Here is a 20,071-nt window from a genome sequence, read left to right as displayed (position 1 = left end):
CGTCAGCCTGAGAGGCCCCCGGTGACCACTGCCTCCCTGCAGGGCGTCGGCGTCGAGTACGCCCCCGCCGACTCCGAGCGCTGGCTGCCCGAGCAGCACTCGAACCGCCGGAGCGACTTCGCCCGCGACCGAGCACGTCTCCTGCACTCGAGCGCGCTCCGGCGCCTCGCCGCCAAGACGCAGGTGCTGAGCCCGACTGCCGGGCTCGACTTCGCCCGCAACCGCCTGACGCACTCGCTCGAGGTGGCGCAGGTCGGCCGCGAGCTCGCGACGAGCCTCGGGCTCGACCCCGACGTCGTCGACACCGCGTGCCTGGCCCACGACCTGGGCCACCCGCCCTTCGGGCACAACGGCGAGCGGGCGCTGAACGAGTGGTCCTCGGGCATCGGCGGGTTCGAGGGCAACGCCCAGACCCTCCGCCTGCTGACCCGCATCGAGCCGAAGGTCATCGACGCGACGGGCCGCAGCTTCGGCCTCAACCTCACCCGCGCGAGCCTCGACGCGAGCTGCAAGTACCCGTGGCCGGCGGCGCAGGGCGTCCCCGACCCCAGCGGACGCATGAAGTTCGGCTTCTACGACGACGACACGGCCGCCTTCGACTGGCTGCGGGCCGGTGCGCCGAGGCGTCGCCGCTGCATCGAGGCCCAGGTGATGGACCTCTCCGACGACATCGCGTACTCGGTGCACGACTTCGAGGACGCCGTGGTGAACGGCTACGTCGACGTGTCGAGCCTGGGGTCGCCCGACGGCCACGAGGCCCTGGTCACGGCCATGCACGCGTGGGTCGGCGGCGAGCTCAGCCGGGACGAGCTCGAGGAGGCCTTCGACCGCCTCCGCCGCCAGCCCTTCTGGCTCCGGTCCTACGACGGCGGCCGTCTCGATCAGGCCCGCCTCAAGAACCTGACGAGCCAGCTGATCGGCCGCTTCGCCGGCTCGGCCACGCAGTCCACGCGCGAGTCGTACGCCGAGCAGTCCCTGATCCGGTTCAGCGCGAGCATGGTCATCTCTCCCGACGTGATCGGCGAGATCGCCGTGCTCAAGGGCATCACGGCGGCCTTCGTGATGACGCAGGGCCACCGGCAGCCGATCTACGAGCGTCAGCGCGAGGTCCTCACGACCCTGTCCGACGCCCTCTGGGCGACGGGCGACTCCGAGCTCGACCCCGGCTTCCGTGCCGACTGGGCCGTCGCGGACGACGATGCCGGCAGGAGGCGCGTGGTCGTCGACCAGGTCGCCTCCCTGACCGATCAGAGCGCCGTCAGCTGGCACGACCGTCTCGTCGGCGCACGATGACGGGTCCTGTGAGGCGTCACGCCACCCGGCCCGAGCTCCGAGGAGGGACCGTCCCGTGCCCGGCCTGATCAAGCGCGACGACATCGACGAGGTGCGGTCCCGCACGAACATCGCCGACGTCGTCGGCGACCACGTCACGCTCAAGGGCGCCGGCGTCGGCTCGCTGAAGGGTCTCTGCCCGTTCCACGACGAGCGCAGCCCGAGCTTCCACGTCCGTCCCCAGGTCGGCCGGTACCACTGCTTCGGCTGCGGCGAGGACGGCGACGTCTACAGCTTCGTGATGAAGACCGACCACACGACGTTCCAGGAGGCGGTCGAGCGGCTCGCGAGCCGCATCGGCTTCACGCTCCGCTACGAGGACGGCGGCAAGGCGAGCGACCACGGCGGCCGTGCGCGCCTCATCGCCGCGAACGAGGCCGCCCGGGAGTTCTTCGCCCAGCACCTCACCGCTGCGGACGCGGACCCGGCCCGTCGGTTCCTCGGCGAGCGCGGTTTCGACCCTGCGGCGGCCGAGCGCTTCGGCGTGGGGTTCGCCCCCAAGTCGTTCGACGCCCTGCGCTCGCACCTCAAGGGCGCGGGCTTCGCCGACGAGGAGCTCGTCACGGCCGGGCTGCTGAGCCAGGGCGACCGCAGCCCCTACGACCGGTTCCGGGGCCGTCTCGTGTGGCCGATCCGCGACGTCACCGGGTCGACCATCGGGTTCGGGGCCCGGCGCCTCCTCGACGACGACAAGGGCCCCAAGTACCTCAACACCCCCGAGACGCCGATCTACCACAAGTCGCAGGTGCTCTACGGTCTCGACCTCGCCCGTCGTGACATCGCGAAGGGCAAGCAGGTCGTCATCGTCGAGGGCTACACCGACGTCATGGCGTGCCACCTCGCGGGCGTGACGACCGCCGTGGCGACCTGCGGCACCTCCTTCGGCGTGGACCACATCAAGCTGCTGCGGCCGATGCTGGGCGAGAGCGCGGGGCACGACCTCTCGGCGCTCGGCCAGGTCGTCTTCACGTTCGACCCCGACGAGGCCGGCCAGAAGGCCGCGTCCCGGGCCTTCGCCGAGGAGCAGCGGTTCCAGACGCAGACGTTCGTCGCCCTGCCGCCCGAGGGGCTGGACCCCTGCGACCTGCGGCTCGCGAGGGGGGACGACGCCGTCCGCCGCATGATCGACACCCGTCGACCGATGTTCGAGTTCATGATCCAGCGCAGCGTCGTGGGGTTCGACCTCGAGACGGTCGAGGGCCGGGCCAGCGCGGTGCGGGCAGCAGCACCTGCCGTGGCGTCCATCCGCGACAACTCGATCCGCCTCGGCTACGCGCGGTTCCTCGCGAAGGCGGTCGGAGAGGACACGGAGAGCGTGGTCGAGGTCGTGACGTCCGTGATGCGCCAGGCGCAGGCCGTCGCGGCGGCACCGCGTGCCCTGCCGGCCAACGCCTCCGAGGGGCGTCAGTCGATCACGAGCCTGCCGCCCCTGCCCGAGGAGCCGGCCGGCCCCAGCCTCATGACGCTGCCCGGCGACCTGACGACGCGCACCGAGCGCGACGCGGTCATGGCCATGCTGCAGCACCCCGACGCCGTGGGCTTCGAGCTGATGAGGCGAGCGGTCCAGGCGCGTCTCGAGACCACCTCGCTGGCGGTCGTGCGCGACGCCATCGGGGCGAGCCTCGACAAGTTCGGCGACGCCTCCTGGCTCGACGTCGTGCTCGACCAGACGCCCGCGCCGTTCGACGCCCTGGCGAAGGAGCTGGCGGTCGCGCCGATCCCGGAGCGTCAGGACAGGGAGATCACGACCTACTGCCGCGGCATCGTCGTCTCGATCGTCGAGCGAGACCTGATCAGGGAGAAGTCGGAGCTGATGGGCCGGTCGTTCCGCACGGACGTCAAGACCGACCCCGACAAGTGGCGCGAGATCCAGGTGCAGCTCGCCGCCCTCGAGGTCGAGCGGAGAGCGCTCACCGCCGAGCAGTGAGGCGATCGGACCACGTGGCAAACTTCGTTGCGAGTTTGTAAACGATCGCCTATCGGTTGCAGCCGAGAGCTGACTGTGTGTTACCAATAGCTACCCCCCGTGCACTGTCGCACCCACAGCTGCGGCCTCGGGGTCCCTGCACACAGAGAAAGAGGCAACCGGAATGACATCCGACTCCAGGCTCAACCGCCGCGTCCTCGCCGTCATGGGAGGAGCAGCCGCCACGGCCCTCGTCCTGGCCGGCTGCGCGTCCGGCGGCGACGCGGCCGACGACGCGCTCAACGGCATCAGCGTCGGCACCACCGACGTCATCACCTCCCTCGACCCGGCCGGGTCGTACGACAACGGCTCGTTCGCGGTGCAGAACCAGGTCTTCGGGTTCCTCATGAACTCGCCCTACGGCAGCCCGGACGTCGAGCCCGACCTCGCCGAGTCGGCCGAGTTCACCGACCCGACCACCTACACGGTCACCCTCAAGGACGGCCTGACGTTCGCCAACGGCAACGCGCTGACCTCGAGCGACGTCAAGTTCACCTTCGACCGCCAGCTGGCGATCGCGGACGACAACGGCCCCTCGTCGCTGCTCGGCAACCTCGCCGGCACCGAGGCCCCCGACGACAAGACCGTCGTCTTCACGCTGAAGGGCGCGGACCAGACCTGGCCGCAGATCCTCTCGAGCCCCGCCGGCCCCATCGTCGACGAGGACGTCTTCTCGGCGACCGGCCTGACCACGCCGGACGAGATCGTGGAGGGGAACGCCTTCTCCGGCCAGTACACGATCACCGACTACTCCGAGAACGAGTCGATCCAGTACGCGGCCAACGAGTCCTACGACGGCGTGCTGGGCGCGGCGAAGACCGACTCGGTCACCGCCACCTACTACACGGAGGAGACCGACCTCAAGCTCGCCGTGCAGGAGGGCGACGTCGACGTCGCGAACCGCAGCCTGAGCCCGACCGACCTCGCCGACCTGGCGAAGGACGACTCGCTGACCGTGCACAACGGCCCCGGCGGCGAGACCCGCTACATGGTCTTCAACTTCGACACGATGCCCTACGGCGCGACCCAGCCCGACGCCGACGCGGCGAAGGCCCTGGCCGTGCGCCAGGCCGTCGCGAGCGTCGTCGACCGCGAGGCCCTCGCCAAGGAGGTCTATAACGACACCTACACGCCGCTCTACTCGGTCGTCCCCGACGGCCTGACCGGCGCCACCAAGCCGCTCGAGTCGCTGTACGGCGACGGCCAGGGCGGCCCCGACGCCGACGCCGCGACCGCGGCGCTGTCGACGGCCGGCGTGGACGTGCCCGTCCAGCTCGACCTGCAGTACAGCCCCGACCACTACGGCGCGTCGAGCGACGAGGAGTACGCCCTCATCAAGACGCAGCTCGAGGCGTCCGGCCTGTTCACCGTGAACCTGCAGTCGACCCTGTGGGACACCTACTCCACCGAGCGGCGCCAGGACGCCTACCCGGTGTACCAGCTCGGCTGGTTCCCCGATTTCTCGGACGCCGACAACTACCTGTCGCCGTTCTTCGTGAAGGACAACTTCGTCGGCAACCACTACGACTCGGCGGCCGTCCAGGCCCTCCTGTCGCAGGAGATCGCCGAGGGCGACGAGACGGCCCGCACCGCGCTGATCGGGGACGTCCAGGACGCCGTCGCCGCCGACCTGCCGACGCTGCCGCTCCTCCAGGGCACGCAGGTCGTCGTCTCGGCCAGCGACGTCCAGGGCGTCGACGACACGCTCGACTCGTCGTTCAAGTTCCGCTACGGAGCGCTCAGCCGCTAGTCGGCAGGACGACCGCCACACGGCACGACGACGAGGGGTGCTCCGCCCACGGGCGGGGCACCCCTCGCGTCCGCCTCCGTTCCACCCAGAAAGGCACATCGACGTGACAGTGCTCACCGGCGACCAGATCGCCCCCGAGCGGCCCGCCCCGGCGGCCCCCCGACGACGCCGTGCAGGCGGCGGAGGCGGTGGTCTCGGACGCTACCTGGTGGTCAGGGCCGTCCTGATCATCCCCACCGTCTTCATTCTCGTCACGCTGGTGTTCTTCCTGATGCGCGTGGTCGGCAACCCGATCACCGCCTCGGTGGGCGACCGCCTGACGGAGGCGCAGCTCGCCGAGCGCCTCGCCGCGGCCGGCTACGACCGGCCGATCATCGTCCAGTACGTCGAGTACCTCGGCCAGATCGTGCGCCTGGACTTCGGCACGACCGCCACGGACAACCGCCAGATCAGCGACATCATCGTCACGTACGGCGCCGCGACCCTCGAGCTCGTGATCTACGCGCTCATCGTCGCGCTCGTGATCGGCATCCCGCTCGGCATGCTCGCCGCCTACCTCCGCGACCGCTGGCCCGACGCCGTGCTGCGCATCCTCGCGATCTTCGCCTACGCGACGCCCGTCTTCTTCGCGGGCCTGCTGCTCAAGCTCACCTTCTCGGTCTGGCTCGGCTGGCTCCCGCTGAGCGGGCGCGCCGACACCCGGATCGCGATCGCGCTGGGGCGCATCGAGAACCCGACGGGGATCTACATCCTCGACGCGCTGCGGCTCGGCAACTCGACGATCACGCTGAACGTGCTCAGCCACGCGGTGCTGCCCGCCCTCACGCTGGGCCTGCTCACGGCGGGCATCTTCCTCCGCCTGGTGCGGACGAACGTCATCGGCACGCTCGGCTCCGAGTACGTGGACGCCGCGCGCTCGCGTGGCGTCTCCGAGCTGCGTCTGGTGCGGAAGCACGCGCTCAAGCCCGCGCTGATCCCGATCATCACCGTGATGGGCCTGCAGATCGCGATGCTGCTCGGCGGCTCGGTGCTCACCGAGACGACCTTCGGCTGGCGCGGCCTCGGCTTCCAGCTGCAGCAGTACCTGTCCGCCCGCGACTTCGTCGCCGTGCAGGGCATCGTCGCCGTGCTCGCCGTCATCGTCGCCGTCACGAACTTCCTGGTCGACGTCATCGCGGCCCTCATCGACCCGAGAGTGAGGTACTGACCGTGTCGACCACCACCTCCGGCGTCCTGTCCGACCGGCACGAGCCCCTCTGGAAGCGCCTCCCGATCGTCGCCCACGTGCGCCGCTCGGTCGGCCTGCAGCGCGGCATGCTCGTCGCCGGCATCGTCATCTGCGTCGCGTTCATCGTGCTCGCCGTCTTCGCCCCGCTCATCGCGCCCTACGGCTACGGCCAGCTCAGCGACGACGCGGGCACGTTCGCGCGCCAGGCCGCGCCCTCGGCCCAGCACCTCTGGGGCACCACGGTCGGCGGCTACGACGTCTTCAGCCGTGTTGTCTGGGGCACCCGGACGGCGATCTCCGTCGTCGTCGTCGCGGTCGTCCTCTCGATCGTCCTCGGCGTCGTCCTCGGCCTCGTCTCCGGCTACCTCGGCGGCTGGGTCGACCGCGTGCTCGTCGTCGTGGCCGACGCCGTCTACGCGTTCCCGTCGCTGCTGCTCGCGATCGTCGTCTCGATCGTCATCAGCGGCGGCCAGTCGAGCCTCTGGGGCGGCATCCTCTCGGCGGGCATCTCGATCACCGTCGTGTTCGTGCCCCAGTACTTCCGGGTCGTCCGCGCCGAGGCCGTCCGGCTCAAGTCCGAGGCGTTCGTCGAGTCCGCCAAGGTCGTCGGCAGCAGCACGCCGCGCATCATGTTCAAGCACGTGCTCCGCAACGCGACCCGCAGCCTGCCGCTCATCCTCACGCTGAACGCGTCGGAGGCGATCCTCACCCTGGCCGCGCTCGGCTTCCTCGGCTTCGGGATCGGCCCGACGTCGGCCGCCGAGTGGGGCTACGACCTCAACCGCGCGCTCAGCGACACGGCGAGCGGCATCTGGTGGACGGGCGTGTTCCCCGGAGCGGCCATCGTCCTGATGGTGCTCGGCATCACCCTCGTGGGCGAGAGCCTGAACGACCTGGCCGACCCGCGCCTCCGGACGCGTCGTCGGGCCGGTCGCGGCAAGAAGGCAGGGCGCAGCGGCGCCGGCAGCACGACGACCACGACGACCGCAGCGCCGGTCGAGCCGCAGGAGGCGACAGCATGACCACCGGACCGCTCGACCAGGGCGCACAGGCCGCCCCGCCCGTCCGCCACGCCGCCCACGACGTCGCCCGCGACGAGCGCGACGTGGCCGTCGGCATCACCGACCTCCGCGTGACGTTCGCGACCGACGGCGGCGACGTCGCGGCGGTCCGCGGCGTGACCCTCGACGTGCGCGCGGGCGAGGTGCTGGCGATCGTCGGGGAGTCCGGCAGCGGCAAGTCCGTGACGGCGAAGACGATCCTGCGCCTCCTGCCCGAGACGGCGGTCGCCTCCGGTGCGGTCGTGCTCTCGGGGAAGAACGTGCTCGAGATCGGCCGCGGCGCCGTGCGCGAGATGCGCGGCACCGAGGTCGCGATGGTCTTCCAGGAGCCGTCGACCGCCCTCAACCCCGTCTACACGGTGGGCTGGCAGATCGCCGAGGGCATCCGTGCCCACGGCAAGGTCGGCCGGAAGGAGGCGCGGGCGAGGGCCGTCGACATCCTGCGGAAGGTGGGCATCCCCGACCCCGAGACCCGCGTCGACTACTACCCGCACCAGTTCTCGGGCGGCCAGAAGCAGCGCGTGGTCATCGCCATGGCGCTCGTGCTGAACCCGTCGGTCATCGTCGCCGACGAGCCGACGACCGCGCTCGACGTGACCGTGCAGGCCGAGATCCTCGACCTGCTGCGCCGCTGCCGCGACGAGTTCGGCACCGCCATAGTGCTGATCACCCACAACATGGGCGTGGTGGCCGACCTGGCCGACCGGGTGGCCGTGATGTACCAGGGCGAGGTCGTCGAGCAGGCGACCTCGGAGGCGCTGTTCGCGTCGCCGCAGGACGACTACACGAAGCGTCTCCTCGGCAGCGTCCCCGTGCTCGAGCCGCGCGGCGCGCAGGTGCAGGCCGGCGAGGCCGACCGCGACGTCGTCGTGCGCGCGACGGGCCTCGAGATCGAGTACCCGGGCCGTCTCGGCCGCGGCGGGTTCCGGGCCGTCAAGGGCGTCGACTTCTCGATCGCGAAGGGCGAGGTGCTCGGCCTCGTCGGCGAGAGCGGCTCGGGCAAGACCACCATCGGTCGTGCCATCGCCGGCCTGACCAAGGTGACCGGCGGCTCCCTCGAGGTGCTCGGCGTCGAGATGAACGGCGTGCACGAGCGCGAGTTCAAGCCGCTGCGGGCCGACATCGGGTTCGTCTTCCAGGACCCGGCGTCGAGCTTCAACCCGCTGCTGACCATCGCCGAGTGCGTGGCCGAGCCCCTCATCGTGCACGGCCGTGCCGGCGACGCGCGCGCCGCGCGGCCGCGCGTCGACGAGCTGATGGAGGCCGTCCAGCTGCCCAAGGCGTTCGGGGACCGCTACCCGCACGAGCTCAGCGGCGGGCAGCGCCAGCGTGCGAGCCTCGCCCGGTCCCTGGCGCTCGAGCCGAGCCTCCTCATCGCCGACGAGCCGACGAGCGCACTCGACGTGTCGGTGCAGGCACGCGTGCTCGAGCTCTTCCGCGAGCTGCAGGCCGACCTCGGCTTCGCGGCGCTGTTCATCAGCCACGACCTCGCGGTCGTGAACATGCTCGCCGACCGCATCGGCGTCCTCTACCACGGCGACCTCGTCGAGAGCGGGCCGAACGACCAGGTGCTGGGCGCCCCCGAGCACCCGTACACCCAGCGGCTGCTCGCCTCCTTGCCCGTGCCCGACCCTGCCGAGCAGGCGGCGCGTCGGCGCCGGCTGGCCGAGCTCGACGCGCGCGCGGCGTCGGGCGAGGTAGCGTGACGCGGGTGAGCCCCGAACTCGACCTGGACCGCCCCGTCGCGACGGACGACCTCTCGCTGACCTACCCGGCGCGTGCGGGCCACCCGGCGCTGCGGGCGGTCGACGGGGTGACCCTCGACATCCGGGTCGGCGAGATCGTCGCCGTGCTGGGGGAGAGCGGCTCCGGCAAGTCGACCCTCGCGCTGGCCGTGGCCGGCCTCGTCGGCAAGGGCCGTCCGCCGGAGGGGCGTCCGCAGATCAGCGGGGGAGCGGCGAGCGTCTTCGGCCTCGAGCTCACGCGGGCGAGCGCCCGACGTCGCGGCCGGCTGTCGTCGGTCGTCGGCTACCTCGCGCAGGACGACGGCGAGGCCCTCAGCCCCGACCTGACCGTCGGCGAGGCCATCGCCGAGCCGATCTACCTGCGTGACCGGCACTTCGACCGACGCGAGGCGGGGCGTCTCGTGACGGCGCTGGTCGACGCGGTGCACCTCCCGCTCGGCACGATGCTCAAGCAGACCTGGGAGCTCAGCTCGGGTCAGCGCCAGCGCGTGGCCCTGGCGCGGTCCCTCGTGCTCGAGCCGCGGCTCCTCGTGGCGGACGAGCCGGCGCGCGGCGTCGACGTGCTCGTACGGCAGGCCGTGCTCGACGTCATCAAGAACCTGCACGCCGACCGCCAGTTCTCGGCGATGGTCGTCACGTCGAGCGTGTCCGAGGCGCGGGCGATCACCGACCGCGTCGCCGTCATGCGCGGCGGCCGCCTCGTCGGCCTCGGCCAGATCGACACGGTCCTCCGCGACGGGGTCGACCCCTACGTCAAGGTGCTCTCGACGACGACGCCGATCGACGTCATCAGGCCGGACGAACGGGAGCGCGGCGAACGGGAGCGCGGCGACCGGGAGCGCGGCGACCGCGGGCGCGACGAGCGGCGACCGTGACCACAGGAGGCGCGCGCGGCCACCGGGCAGCGGCCGCCGAGGCCGCCGACCTGCCTGCCGACCGCCGCCCTCGCCCCGGCGCCGTGAGCATCGGCCCGCGCGGCTCGTCGGTCTTCGAGGACGCCGTGCACGAGGCGGGCGGCGAGCTCGTCCCGCTCGGCCCGGACACCCGGGGCCTCATCTGGCTCTCGTACCGCGATGTCGCCGGCCTCGAGGCCGCCCTCGCTGAGCACCCGGGCATCGAGTGGGTCCAGCTGCCCTGGGCCGGGGTGGACGCGTTCTCGGGAGTGCTCGAGGCACATCGCGACCGGGCGCTGCCGCTCTGGACGAGCGCCAAGGGGGCGTACGCCGAGCCGGTCGCCGAGCACGCGCTCGTGCTGCTCCTGTCGCTGTTGCGCGTCGTGCCCTCGCGGGTGCTGGCGTCGACGTGGCAGACCGAACAGCGGGGGATCTCGCTCTACGGCCGGCACGTCGTGATCGTCGGCGCGGGGGGCATCGCGCGCGAGCTGGTGCGCCTCCTTGCTCCGTTCGAGGTGCGGGTGACGATCGTGCGCCGAACGGCGGACCCGGTCGAGGGCGTCGAGCGGACCGTCAGCGTCGACCTGCTCGACGAGGTGCTCCCCACCGCCGACGTCGTCGTGGTGGCGGCCGCCGCGACCCCGGGCACGGCCCGGCTCTTCGACGCTCGCCGGCTGGCCCTCCTCCCGTCCCGTGCCGTGTTCGTCAACGTCGCCCGGGGGAGCCTCGTCGACACCGACGCCCTCGTCGCCGCCGTCCGCGCCGACCGGCTCTGGGGTGTCGGCCTCGACGTCACCGACCCGGAGCCGCTGCCGGACGGCCACCCGCTCTGGCGCGATCCTCGGGTCGTCGTCACGCCGCACCAGGCGGACACGCCGGAGATGACCGCGCCCCTGCTCGCCGGTCGCATCCGCCACAACGTGCGGGCCCTCGCGGGCGAGGGGCACTTCGTCGGAGTCGTCGACCCGGTCGTCGGCTACTGAGCCGCCAGGCCGTCCGGGCCGCTCGGGCCTGACCGTCGAGGAGGCGCGCGACGCGCCCGGCGGTCACCTCGTGTTCAGAGACGGCCGAGACATGCGCTAGTGTTGTGTCCGCTGTCAGGGACTCCGGTCCACGTCAGCTGCCATTCCTCGATAGCTCAATTGGCAGAGCAGCCGGCTGTTAACCGGCAGGTTGTTGGTTCGAGTCCAACTCGGGGAGCGAAGGCCCAGCGGCTCCACCCGCTGGGCCTTTTCTCTGTCCTCGACGGCTCTCTGCCGGGGAACCCGTCCCTCGTCGGACGGGTCCTTCCTCGTTCCCGGTGAGCGCCTCCGGCGTCAGTCGTCGAGGTGGTCGACGCCCGGCAGCCAGGTCTGGCCCGGCACGCCCCAGCCCGACTTCTTCACGCTCTTCGCGGCGGCCTTGTGCAGCGGCTGCTCGAGGCGGTCGGCGTAGAGCACGCCGTCGAGGTGGTCGTACTCGTGCTGGAAGATGCGCGCCAGCCAGCCGTGCGCCTCGATCTCGTACTCGTCGCCGTCGAGGTCCGTCGCGCGGAGCAGCACGCTCTCGGCCCGGCGCAGCGGGAACCGCTCGCCCGGGATCGAGAGGCACCCCTCCGACTCGTCGTCGTCGTCGAGGGGCTCGATGTCGAGCGGGCTCTGCCAGAGCGTCGGGTTGATCGCGACGCCGCGCCAGGGCTCGCCGTCGTCGTCGACCCAGGAGTACACGAAGAGGCGGAGGCCGACCCCGACCTGCGGGCCGGCGAGGCCCACGCCGGGCGCGGCGTCCATGGTCTCGAACATGTCGGCGACGAGCGTGCGCAGGTCGTCGTCGACGACCTCCACCTCGGCGGCTCGGGCGTGGAGGACGGGTTCTCCCGTGATGGTGATGGGTCGTACGGCCATTCGCCCAGACTATCCAGCGCGCTGCCGCTACCGTGTCACCGTGAGCGCTGACCTCGGGGACCTGACCGCCCAGGTGTCGTTGACCCCGTACCAGGCGCTGGGCATCCCCATCGCCCTCGTCGGCGCGGTCTTCCTCTCGATCGGCGCGCAGCTGCAGAGCCGCGGCGTCGAGAAGGTCGAGCGGCGTCTCGGGGCGGCACAGAGCGGCATGAGCGTGCGCCAGGTGGTCGCGCTGGTCGGCAGGCCGTCCTGGGTGGCCGGCACGCTCCTCCTCGGACTCGCCGTCGTCTTCCAGCTCACCAGCCTCAACATCGCGCCCCTCCTCGTCGTGCAGCCCCTCGGTGCCGTGGCGCTCGTCGTCACCGCCGTCGTCAACGCCCGCGTGACCAAGCAGCGGCTGAGCGCGAAGGTGAAGAGGTCGATCGCGCTCTGCGTGGGCGGCATCGGGCTCTTCGCGACCGTCGCCGCGTTCGCCGCGACCGAGTCGCCGATCACCACCCGACAGCTGATCACGGTGCTCGTCCTGCTGCTGGTCGTGGGGGCCGTGCTGGCCGCCGCCTTCGTCGTGCTGCGCCACCGCCGGAACGTCCTCTTCTACGTGATCGGCGCGGGCGTCCTCTACGGCTTCGTCGCGACCCTCGCCAAGGTGGTGCTGAACCGGATCACGTCGGGCACCTTCGACTGGCTCGAGGTCGTCTGCATCGTCATGCTCGTCGCGGCGGCGGTGCTCGGCGGCTACTTCGTGCAGAACGCGTACTCGTCGGGGTCGCCCGACCTCGTCATCGCGGGCCTGACCGTCGTCGACCCGATCATCGCGGTCACCATCGGGATCGTCGTGCTCGGCGAGGCGGCCACGGCGCCGCCGATCGCCGCCGTGCTCTTCCTGGTGGCGGGGGCCGTCGCGGTCGCCGGCGTCTTCCAGCTCGCCAAGCACCAGCCGCAGAAGAAGAGGGTCAGCTGAGCTACCGTGGTCGACGCGGGTCGCCGGGCGTCCGGTTCTCCGGCCCGCTGTCCCGCCTCCTCCTGCACCCGGGCCCGACCATCCCTCACGACAAGGACTGACCACGTGACCGACGCCCACGGACCGACCGATCCGAGCGACACCGCAGCCTGGGCCGACGCGCCGAGGCTGACCGTCCTGATCGCCGCCGACACGTTCCCGCCCGACGTCAACGGCGCCGCGAACTTCGCCGAGCGGCTCGCCGTCGGCATGGCGGCCCGCGGCCACGACGTGCACGTGCTGGCCCCCGCCGCCAGCCGCAAGCACGGCACGTTCCTCGAGCAGCACGCCGGAGTGACCCTGACGGTGCACCGGCTCTACTCGACCCGCTGGCCCCTGCACGACTGGCTGCGCTTCGCGACGCCGTGGCGGGCCGAGGCGAACGCCGAGCGCGTCATCCGCCAGATCCGGCCCGACGTCGTGCACATCCAGTCGCACATCGTGATCGGCCGCGCGGTGGTCCGGGTCGCGAACCGCCTGGGCATCCGGGCCGTGGCGACCAACCACTTCATGCCCGAGAACCTGCTCGAGCACACAGGGCTGCCGCATGCGCTTCGGGCCACGGCCGTGAAGTGGGCCTGGGCCGACGCGAGCCGCACCTACCACCGCGTCGAGTCGATGACCACGCCGACCGACAAGGCCGCGCGGTTCCTCGAGAAGGCCATCGACGTCGAGGGCGTGCTCGCGGTCTCGTGCGGCATCGAGGCGTCGAACTACACCGCCCGCGACGACCGCCCCGAGGGCAACCGCGTGGTGTTCGTCGGACGCGTCACGGCCGAGAAGCAGATCGACGTGTTGCTGCGCGCGATGACGCTGATCGACCCGGCGCTCGGGAGCACGCTCACGATCGTCGGCGGCGGCGACCTGATGCGGCACCTGCAGCAGGTCAGCGTCGAGCTCGGCCTCGCCGGCCGCGTCACCTTCGCCGGCTACCTGTCGGACGCCGAGCTGCGCCGCACCCTCACCGACGCCACCGTGTTCGCGATGCCCTCGATCGCCGAGCTGCAGAGCATCGCGAGCCTCGAGGCGATGGCCTCGGGCCTGCCGATCGTGGTCGCGGACGCGATGGCCCTGCCGCACCTGGTCGACGACGGCGGCAACGGCTGGTTGTTCCGCCCGGGCGACAGCGCCGACCTGGCCGAGAAGCTGACGCGGGTCCTCACGGCCCCCGACGACGAGTACCTCGCGATGCGGCGTGCCAGCCTCCGGATGATCGAGGGGCACGACATCGAGCGCACGCTCAACGTCTTCGAGGGCCTGTATCGTGGGCAGCCGGTGGCTCCCACCACCGACGTCGTCTCGTCCTGACCTCGCCCCCGGGTGCAGGTCGGGCCGGCGACACGGGGCGGTAGCTCAGCCGGTTAGAGCAGTCGACTCATAATCGATCGGTCACGGGTTCAAGTCCCGTCCGCCCTACTGCTGTGCCGGAGCCGCGCCTCCCAGCCGTCCCGCTCGACCTTCTGGCAGCATGGCCGGATGTTCTTCAGCAAGAGCGCCGGCCCCGACGACGGGGACGACTCGCTCGCGTCCGTCGGCACCGAGCCGCGCATGGGCGTCGGGGCGCAGGTCTACGTGCTCGACTCCGACGAGGACCCGACGTCGCCGTGGCCCTGGGGGCCGACCGGCGTCGTCATGCGGGCCGGAGGCTCGGCGTGGCAGGGCGTGTCGGCCATCGGGGGCTCGGCGCGGACGTGGTGGGTCGAGTTCGACTCGCCCCAGCTCGACCGGGACGGCGACGGGCCGGTGCAGAGCGCCCAGGTGGCCGAGCGCTTCCTGCGCCTGGCGCCGCCGATCGCGCCCCGCTGACGCGGCCGGGAATAGTCCCGCCCGAGAAGTCGTTCACCCAACTACATGCAGACGCATGAACTAGATCTGAGGTGAGACCATGCAGTTCGGAGTCTTCTCCGTCGGCGACATCACGGCCGACCCGACCACCGGCCGGGTGCCGACCGAGCACGAGCGCATCAAGGCGATGGTGACCATCGCCCAGAAGGTCGAGGAGGTGGGCCTCGACGTCTTCGCGGCCGGCGAGCACCACAACCCGCCCTTCGTGAACTCGAGCCCGACCACCCTGCTCGCGACGATCGCGGCGACGACCGAGCGCATCCAGCTGAGCACGGCCACCACGCTCATCACGACGAACGACCCGGTGAAGATCGCCGAGGACTTCGCGATGCTGCAGCACCTCGCCGACGGTCGCGTCGACCTGACCCTCGGCCGCGGCAACACCGGCCCGGTCTACCCGTGGTTCGGCAAGGACATCCGCCAGGGGATCAACCTGGCCATCGAGAACTACGCCCTGCTGCGCCGCCTCTGGACCGAGGACGTCGTCGACTGGAAGGGCCACTTCCGCACGCCGCTCCAGGGCTTCACCGCGACGCCCCGTCCGCTCGACGGCGTCGCCCCGTTCGTCTGGCACGGCTCGATCCGCAGCCCGGAGATCGCCGAGCAGGCCGCGTACTACGGCGACGGCTTCTTCGCCAACCACATCTTCTGGCCGGCCTCGCACACGAAGCAGATGGTCGAGCTCTACCGCAGCCGCTTCGAGCACCACGGCCACGGCCGTGCCGACCAGGCCATCGTCGGGCTCGGCGGGCAGGTCTTCATGGCCAAGAACTCGCAGGACGCGAAGCGCGCCTTCCGCCCGTACTTCGACGAGGCCCCCGTCTACGGCCACGGCCCGAGCATGGAGGACTTCACGAGCCAGACCCCGCTCACCGTCGGCAGCCCGCAGGAGGTCATCGACCGCACGCTCGGCTTCCGCGAGTACGTCGGCGACTACCAGCGTCAGCTGTTCCTCATCGACCACGCGGGCCTGCCCCTGCAGACCGTCCTCGAGCAGCTCGACATCCTCGGCGAGGAGGTCGTGCCCGTGCTCCGTCGCGAGTTCGCGTCCCGTCGTGCCGCGGGCGTCCCCGACGCGCCGACGCACGCCTCCCTCGTGGCGGCGGCCGCCGCCTCCGCCGCGACCTCGTCCGTCACGTCCTCGGTCATGGCCGACGCCGCGTCCGTCCCGAGCCTGTAGGAGGCGCCCCGTGAGCACCAGGAAGATCGTCGTCCTCTCGGCAGGGCTCGGCCAGCCCTCCTCCACCCGGCTCCTCGCCGACCGTCTCGCCGAGGCGAGCGCCCGGGCCCTGCTCGACCAGGGCTCGCCCGCCGAGTTCCGGGTCGTCGAGCTCCGTGACCACGCCCACGACGTCGTCGACGCGATGCTGACGGGGTTCCCGTCGGAGGCGCTGGCCGACGTGCTGGCGGCCGTCGGGGCCGCGGACGGGGTCGTCGCCGTCACGCCCGTCTTCACGGGCTCCTACAGCGGCCTGTTCAAGTCGTTCTTCGACGTGCTCGACAACACGGCCCTGACCGGCACGCCCGTGCTGATCGGCGCGACGGCGGGCACGGCACGGCACTCGCTCGTCCTCGACCACGAGCTGCGCCCGCTCTTCTCCTACCTGCGTGCCGTCGTCGTGCCCACCGGCGTCTTCGTCGCGGCGGAGGACTGGGGCGCCGGCGACGCGACGACCACGGGCCTGCCCGAGCGCGTGACGCGCGCGGCGGACGAGTTCGCCGCGCTGGTCTCCCTGCGGCACACCGAGCGCCGCGACCCGTTCGCCGACGTGGTCTCGTTCGAGGAGCAGCTGGGCCGCCTGGGCGTCCCGGACGACATCTGACCCGCGCACCGGGCCGAGCAGTCCTGGACCTCGCCGTGCCGCAGGGCGCGCGGCCCCGGACGGGTCGATGATGGTCACGCCCGGCGCGGCGACCCGCGCGCACCCCGAGGAGGACGCATGACCGACACCCGCAGCCCCGCCGACGAGCTCGCCCGGTTCCACGAGGCCAGGCGCGTCCGCGCCGTGAGCCCCCGGGGCCCCCTGGCGCTCGTCAACACGCAGTGGGTCGACTCTCCCCAGCCCGTCTGGGGCGTCGCGGGCACCTGGGCCCCGGCACCCGACGGCCTCGCGGGGCTCCTCGTCACCGCGACGGCCGCTGACGGCGTGCAGCTGGACGGCGAGGTCGTGGACGGCACCGTGCTCGTCGCGGGCGACGACGCGGTGACCCCGAGCGCGGTGCGGTTCTCCGACACCCTCTCCGGGACCGTCATCGCGAACGACGACAGCTCGAGCTGGGGGCTGCGCGTCTGGGACGCGGACTCCGAGGGCATCCGTCGGTTCGGGTCGATCGACTCGTTCGAGCACGACCCTGCCTGGGTGGTGACGGCCGACTTCGTCCCCACCGAGGACGGCACGCAGGTCGACATCCGGCACCAGGCGGACCTCGACCTCAGCCGCCCGAAGCCCCTACCCGGGCTCATCCGGTTCTCGCTCGACGGCGTCGAGCACGAGCTCGCCGCGTTCCCCAGCGGCTCCGGCGACCGCCTGCAGCTCGTCTTCGGCGACGCGACGAACGGCGAGAGCACCTACTCGGTCGGCCGCTTCCTCTTCCCGACCCCCGGCGACGACGGCACGATCGTGCTCGACTTCAACCAGGCCGTGCTGCCTCCCTGCGCGTTCTCCTACGCCTTCAACTGCCCGATCCCGCCCCCGCAGAACCGGCTGGCCGTGCCGATCGAGGCCGGCGAGAAGAACGTGCTCGACCGAGACGGCGCACTGCTGCACTGACGGCGTGGCCGGGCCCGACGGAGCAGGGAGGATCCGGGGCCGCGGGCGCGCCCTGGCGCCCCGGGGTGGGATGATCGACGGATGTTCGTGCTCGCCCGTCGCCTCGCCGACGGCGACGTCGAGCTGACGACGTGGCGCCGTCCCGCCCCCGACCTGGCCCTGGTCGCGGCGGACGTCGAGGTCGTCGCCGACGCCGACCTGGTCGACGCCGTCCGGAGGCGCGAGTCGGGCCCCGAGGGCGCGGCGGGCCCTCGCTGGGTCTGGGACGACACCCCGCGGTGGTACCCGCGCCTCCTCGAGGCGGGCGTCCGCGTGGCGCGATGCGTCGACCTGCGGCTCTGCCACGCGCTGCTGCGGTCGGCCGTCGCGACGGCCGGGGCGGAGCTGCACGGGGCGCCCCGCGGCCCGTGGGACGTCCCTCAGGGGGTGGACGGCCCCCGCGACGGGCTCTTCGACGTGCTGCCCGAGTCGCTGCCCGACCCGGCGGGGGAGTTCCTCCGCCAGCGGGCGGCGATCGAGACGAGCCCGGAGCGGGCACGACTCGAGCTGCTGACGACCGCCGAGTCGACGGGCGCGCTGATCGCCGTCGAGATGCGGCACCACGGCGTGCCGTGGTCGGCCCGCGTGCACGACCGCGTCCTCCGCGAGGCGCTCGGGCCGCGGCCTGCTCCGGGAGAACGACCGGCGCTGATGCGCACCGACCTCGACGAGGTGCGCAGCCGGCTCGACGCCCCCGACCTCAACCCCGACTCGCCCGCCGAGCTGGTGCGCGCGCTGAACTCCGCCGGCGTCCACGTCACCTCGACGACCAAGTGGGAGCTCGAGCGTCACGACCACCCCGCCGTCGAGCCCCTGCTGCGGTACAAGAAGCGGCAGCGGCTGCTCGTCGCCAACGGCTGGGCCTGGCTCGACGCCTGGGTGCGCGACGGGCGTTTCCGGCCCGACTACGTGCCGGCCGGCAGCGTCACCGGCCGCTGGGCCACGAGCGGGGGAGGCGCCCTGCAGCTGCCGAGGGCCGTCCGGGCCGCCGTCGTGGCCGACCCGGGCTGGAAGCTCGTCGTCGCAGACGCCTCGCAGCTCGAGCCGCGCATCCTCACCGGCCTCTCCGGCGACCGCGCGATGGCGGCGGCGGGCCAGGGCGACCTCTACGAGGGCATCGTCGCGAGCGGCGCGGTCGCGAGCCGGGCCGAGGCGAAGGTCGCCATGCTCGGGGCGATGTACGGGGCGACCCAGGGCGAGAGCGGGCGGCTCGTGCCCCGGCTGGCGCGACGGTTCCCGCAGGCGATGTCCCTGGTCGAGACCGCCGCCCGCACCGGCGAGCAGGGCGGCGTGGTCCGGACGCTCCTCGGGCGGACCTCTCCGTCGCCGAGCGACGCCGCCGCGGACGAGCTGCCGCCCGAGATGCCCCGCGCCGAGGTCGGGCGCGACGCCCGGTCGTGGGGGCGCTTCACCCGCAACTTCGTCGTGCAGGGCACGGCGGCCGAGTGGGCGCTCTGCTGGCTGGGCGCCTTCCGGCAGGCGCTGCACGACCGCTTCGGCGACCGCGGCGACGACGCCCCGCACCTCACGTTCTTCCTGCACGACGAGGTCGTCGTGCACGCGCCGGCGGACACGGCCGACGAGGTCGCGGTCCTCGTCGTCGAGGCGGCCGCTGCCGCGGGCCGGATGCTGTTCGGCGACGCCCCGGTGCGGTTCCCGCTGACCGTGGCCGTCGTCGACGACTACTCGCAGGCCAAGTAGGAGGCGCGGGCGGCTCCCGGGGGCGCCCCTGCCGCCTCCTCGTCGCCCGTCTCGTACTGCCCGGCGGGGCAGGCCGGGCCGATTGCCAGCCGTTGCACGGTTGTGACGTCCAGGGAGCACGTGTCATGATCGACCCAGCGGACCTAGGTCCGCCCACAACCGAACACGCACGAGAGCACGCACACGGTCCACGTGTCCACAGGTCGATGGGGAAGTCGCACCTAACGGATGGAGGAATCGTGGCTGCTGCAACGGCTAGGGGAGTGCTCTTCGTGCACTCGTCCCCTCGTGCACTGTGCCCGCATGTCGAGTGGGCGGTCGGTCGTGCCCTCGGGCACGCCGTGAACTTCGCCTGGGTGGCGCAGCCGGTCTTGTCCGGCGCCCAGCGGACCGAGTTCTCCTGGCAGGGCGACGAGGGTGCCGGCGCGCGCATCGCCTCCGCCCTCCGCGGCTGGGAGCACCTCCGGTACGAGGTGACGGAGGATCCCGGCGTCGAGAACGACGGCGGGCGGTGGATGCACACGCCCGACCTCGGGGTGTTCTTCGCGCAGACCGACACGGCGGGCAACACCGTCGTGCCCGAGGACCGGATCCGCTACGCCATGGACATCGCCGGCTCGAACGTGCTCGAGCTGCACCGCGAGCTGCGGCTCGCCCTCGGCCAGGCCTGGGACGACGAGCTCGAGCCGTTCCGCTACAGCGGCGAGGGCAACCCCGTCGTCTGGCTGCACAAGGTCGGCTGACATCGGCAGCTGGCGTCCGTCGCTGACCGCGGTCGCTGGCCTCGGTCGCCGGCTTCGGTGCCTGACGTCGGTCGTCGACGTGGGTCGGCTGGCCTCCCTGCACCCGCACGACGC

Annotated in this window: 17 protein-coding genes and 2 tRNA genes; 18 read left to right on the top strand and 1 reads right to left on the bottom strand. The window is 72.3% G+C overall.

What is annotated here, in order from left to right; translation table 11 throughout:
* Positions 1 to 21 precede the first annotated feature (21 nt).
* The 9 genes from ITJ48_RS02690 (at position 22) to ITJ48_RS02650 (ending at position 11,175) form a co-directional block, all read left to right on the top strand.
* A complete protein-coding gene (locus tag ITJ48_RS02690; protein ID WP_370544746.1) occupies positions 22 to 1,293 on the top strand; it encodes a deoxyguanosinetriphosphate triphosphohydrolase in 1,272 nt (423 codons plus the stop codon).
* Positions 1,294 to 1,348: 55 nt separating this feature from the next.
* Entirely contained in the window at positions 1,349 to 3,259 is a 1,911-nt protein-coding gene (dnaG, locus tag ITJ48_RS02685; RefSeq protein ID WP_123546118.1) for a DNA primase, read from the top strand.
* Between the two features lie 163 nt (positions 3,260 to 3,422).
* A complete protein-coding gene (locus tag ITJ48_RS02680) occupies positions 3,423 to 5,048 on the top strand; it encodes an ABC transporter substrate-binding protein (protein ID WP_194612298.1) in 1,626 nt (541 codons plus the stop codon).
* 127 nt (positions 5,049 to 5,175) lie between these two features.
* On the top strand, positions 5,176 to 6,255 hold the full coding sequence (locus tag ITJ48_RS02675; RefSeq protein WP_369878212.1) for an ABC transporter permease: 1,080 nt from the start codon (positions 5,176 to 5,178) through the stop codon (positions 6,253 to 6,255).
* Positions 6,256 to 6,257: 2 nt separating this feature from the next.
* On the top strand, positions 6,258 to 7,298 hold the full coding sequence (locus ITJ48_RS02670; protein ID WP_370544745.1) for an ABC transporter permease: 1,041 nt from the start codon (positions 6,258 to 6,260) through the stop codon (positions 7,296 to 7,298).
* A complete protein-coding gene (locus ITJ48_RS02665) occupies positions 7,295 to 9,043 on the top strand; it encodes an ABC transporter ATP-binding protein (protein ID WP_194612297.1) in 1,749 nt (582 codons plus the stop codon). Before ITJ48_RS02670 ends, ITJ48_RS02665 begins: the two co-directional genes overlap by 4 nt.
* A 5-nt stretch (positions 9,044 to 9,048) precedes the next feature.
* Positions 9,049 to 9,957, top strand: a complete 909-nt coding sequence (locus ITJ48_RS02660) for an ATP-binding cassette domain-containing protein (RefSeq protein WP_370544744.1) — start codon at positions 9,049 to 9,051, stop codon at positions 9,955 to 9,957.
* The gene (locus ITJ48_RS02655) at positions 9,954 to 10,958 is read left to right on the top strand and encodes an NAD(P)-dependent oxidoreductase (protein WP_194612296.1); all 1,005 of its coding nucleotides are present in this window, start codon (positions 9,954 to 9,956) and stop codon (positions 10,956 to 10,958) included. Before ITJ48_RS02660 ends, ITJ48_RS02655 begins: the two co-directional genes overlap by 4 nt.
* A 144-nt stretch (positions 10,959 to 11,102) precedes the next feature.
* A tRNA-Asn gene (locus ITJ48_RS02650) sits at positions 11,103 to 11,175 on the top strand.
* Between the two features lie 116 nt (positions 11,176 to 11,291).
* Here the strand turns inward: ITJ48_RS02650 and def are convergent.
* Complete coding sequence (gene def / locus ITJ48_RS02645; protein WP_194612295.1) at positions 11,292 to 11,858, bottom strand: peptide deformylase; 567 nt, start codon at positions 11,856 to 11,858, stop codon at positions 11,292 to 11,294.
* Positions 11,859 to 11,898: 40 nt separating this feature from the next.
* On the opposite strand from def, the gene ITJ48_RS02640 reads away from it, so the two are divergent.
* The 9 genes from ITJ48_RS02640 to ITJ48_RS02600 all read left to right on the top strand — a co-directional run bounded on the left by ITJ48_RS02640 (position 11,899) and on the right by ITJ48_RS02600 (position 19,957).
* A complete protein-coding gene (locus tag ITJ48_RS02640; protein WP_370544743.1) occupies positions 11,899 to 12,819 on the top strand; it encodes a DMT family transporter in 921 nt (306 codons plus the stop codon).
* A 105-nt stretch (positions 12,820 to 12,924) separates the two neighbouring features.
* Complete coding sequence (locus ITJ48_RS02635; RefSeq protein ID WP_370544742.1) at positions 12,925 to 14,166, top strand: glycosyltransferase; 1,242 nt, start codon at positions 12,925 to 12,927, stop codon at positions 14,164 to 14,166.
* Positions 14,167 to 14,200: 34 nt separating this feature from the next.
* Positions 14,201 to 14,274: transfer RNA gene (locus ITJ48_RS02630), tRNA-Ile, on the top strand.
* Between the two features lie 60 nt (positions 14,275 to 14,334).
* On the top strand, positions 14,335 to 14,664 hold the full coding sequence (locus ITJ48_RS02625; RefSeq protein ID WP_192041807.1) for a hypothetical protein: 330 nt from the start codon (positions 14,335 to 14,337) through the stop codon (positions 14,662 to 14,664).
* 79 nt (positions 14,665 to 14,743) lie between these two features.
* Positions 14,744 to 15,883, top strand: coding sequence for an LLM class flavin-dependent oxidoreductase (locus ITJ48_RS02620; protein ID WP_194612293.1), 1,140 nt, complete (start codon positions 14,744 to 14,746; stop codon positions 15,881 to 15,883).
* Between the two features lie 10 nt (positions 15,884 to 15,893).
* Positions 15,894 to 16,526, top strand: coding sequence for an FMN reductase (locus ITJ48_RS02615; RefSeq protein ID WP_194612292.1), 633 nt, complete (start codon positions 15,894 to 15,896; stop codon positions 16,524 to 16,526).
* A gap of 117 nt (positions 16,527 to 16,643) precedes the next feature.
* Positions 16,644 to 17,474, top strand: a complete 831-nt coding sequence (locus ITJ48_RS02610) for a DUF1684 domain-containing protein (RefSeq protein ID WP_194612291.1) — start codon at positions 16,644 to 16,646, stop codon at positions 17,472 to 17,474.
* A gap of 81 nt (positions 17,475 to 17,555) precedes the next feature.
* Positions 17,556 to 19,214, top strand: a complete 1,659-nt coding sequence (locus ITJ48_RS02605) for a bifunctional 3'-5' exonuclease/DNA polymerase (RefSeq protein ID WP_194612290.1) — start codon at positions 17,556 to 17,558, stop codon at positions 19,212 to 19,214.
* Between the two features lie 206 nt (positions 19,215 to 19,420).
* Entirely contained in the window at positions 19,421 to 19,957 is a 537-nt protein-coding gene (locus ITJ48_RS02600) for a DUF3145 domain-containing protein (protein ID WP_194612289.1), read from the top strand.
* Positions 19,958 to 20,071 lie beyond the last annotated feature (114 nt).

Source organism: Frigoribacterium sp. VKM Ac-2530 (assembly GCF_015350835.1).
Taxonomy (GTDB): Bacteria; Actinomycetota; Actinomycetes; order Actinomycetales; family Microbacteriaceae; genus Frigoribacterium.
This window is presented reverse-complemented; position numbering and strand designations above follow the sequence as displayed.

Coding starts and splice junctions, on each gene's coding strand:
- ITJ48_RS02665 (WP_194612297.1), top strand. CDS start 7,295: ATGACCACCGGACCGCTCGACCAGGGCGCACAGGCCGCCCCGCCCGTC.
- ITJ48_RS02605 (WP_194612290.1), top strand. CDS start 17,556: ATGTTCGTGCTCGCCCGTCGCCTCGCCGACGGCGACGTCGAGCTGACG.
- ITJ48_RS02680 (WP_194612298.1), top strand. CDS start 3,423: ATGACATCCGACTCCAGGCTCAACCGCCGCGTCCTCGCCGTCATGGGA.
- ITJ48_RS02620 (WP_194612293.1), top strand. CDS start 14,744: ATGCAGTTCGGAGTCTTCTCCGTCGGCGACATCACGGCCGACCCGACC.
- ITJ48_RS02610 (WP_194612291.1), top strand. CDS start 16,644: ATGACCGACACCCGCAGCCCCGCCGACGAGCTCGCCCGGTTCCACGAG.
- def (WP_194612295.1), bottom strand. CDS start 11,858: ATGGCCGTACGACCCATCACCATCACGGGAGAACCCGTCCTCCACGCC.
- ITJ48_RS02625 (WP_192041807.1), top strand. CDS start 14,335: ATGTTCTTCAGCAAGAGCGCCGGCCCCGACGACGGGGACGACTCGCTC.
- ITJ48_RS02600 (WP_194612289.1), top strand. CDS start 19,421: ATGGGGAAGTCGCACCTAACGGATGGAGGAATCGTGGCTGCTGCAACG.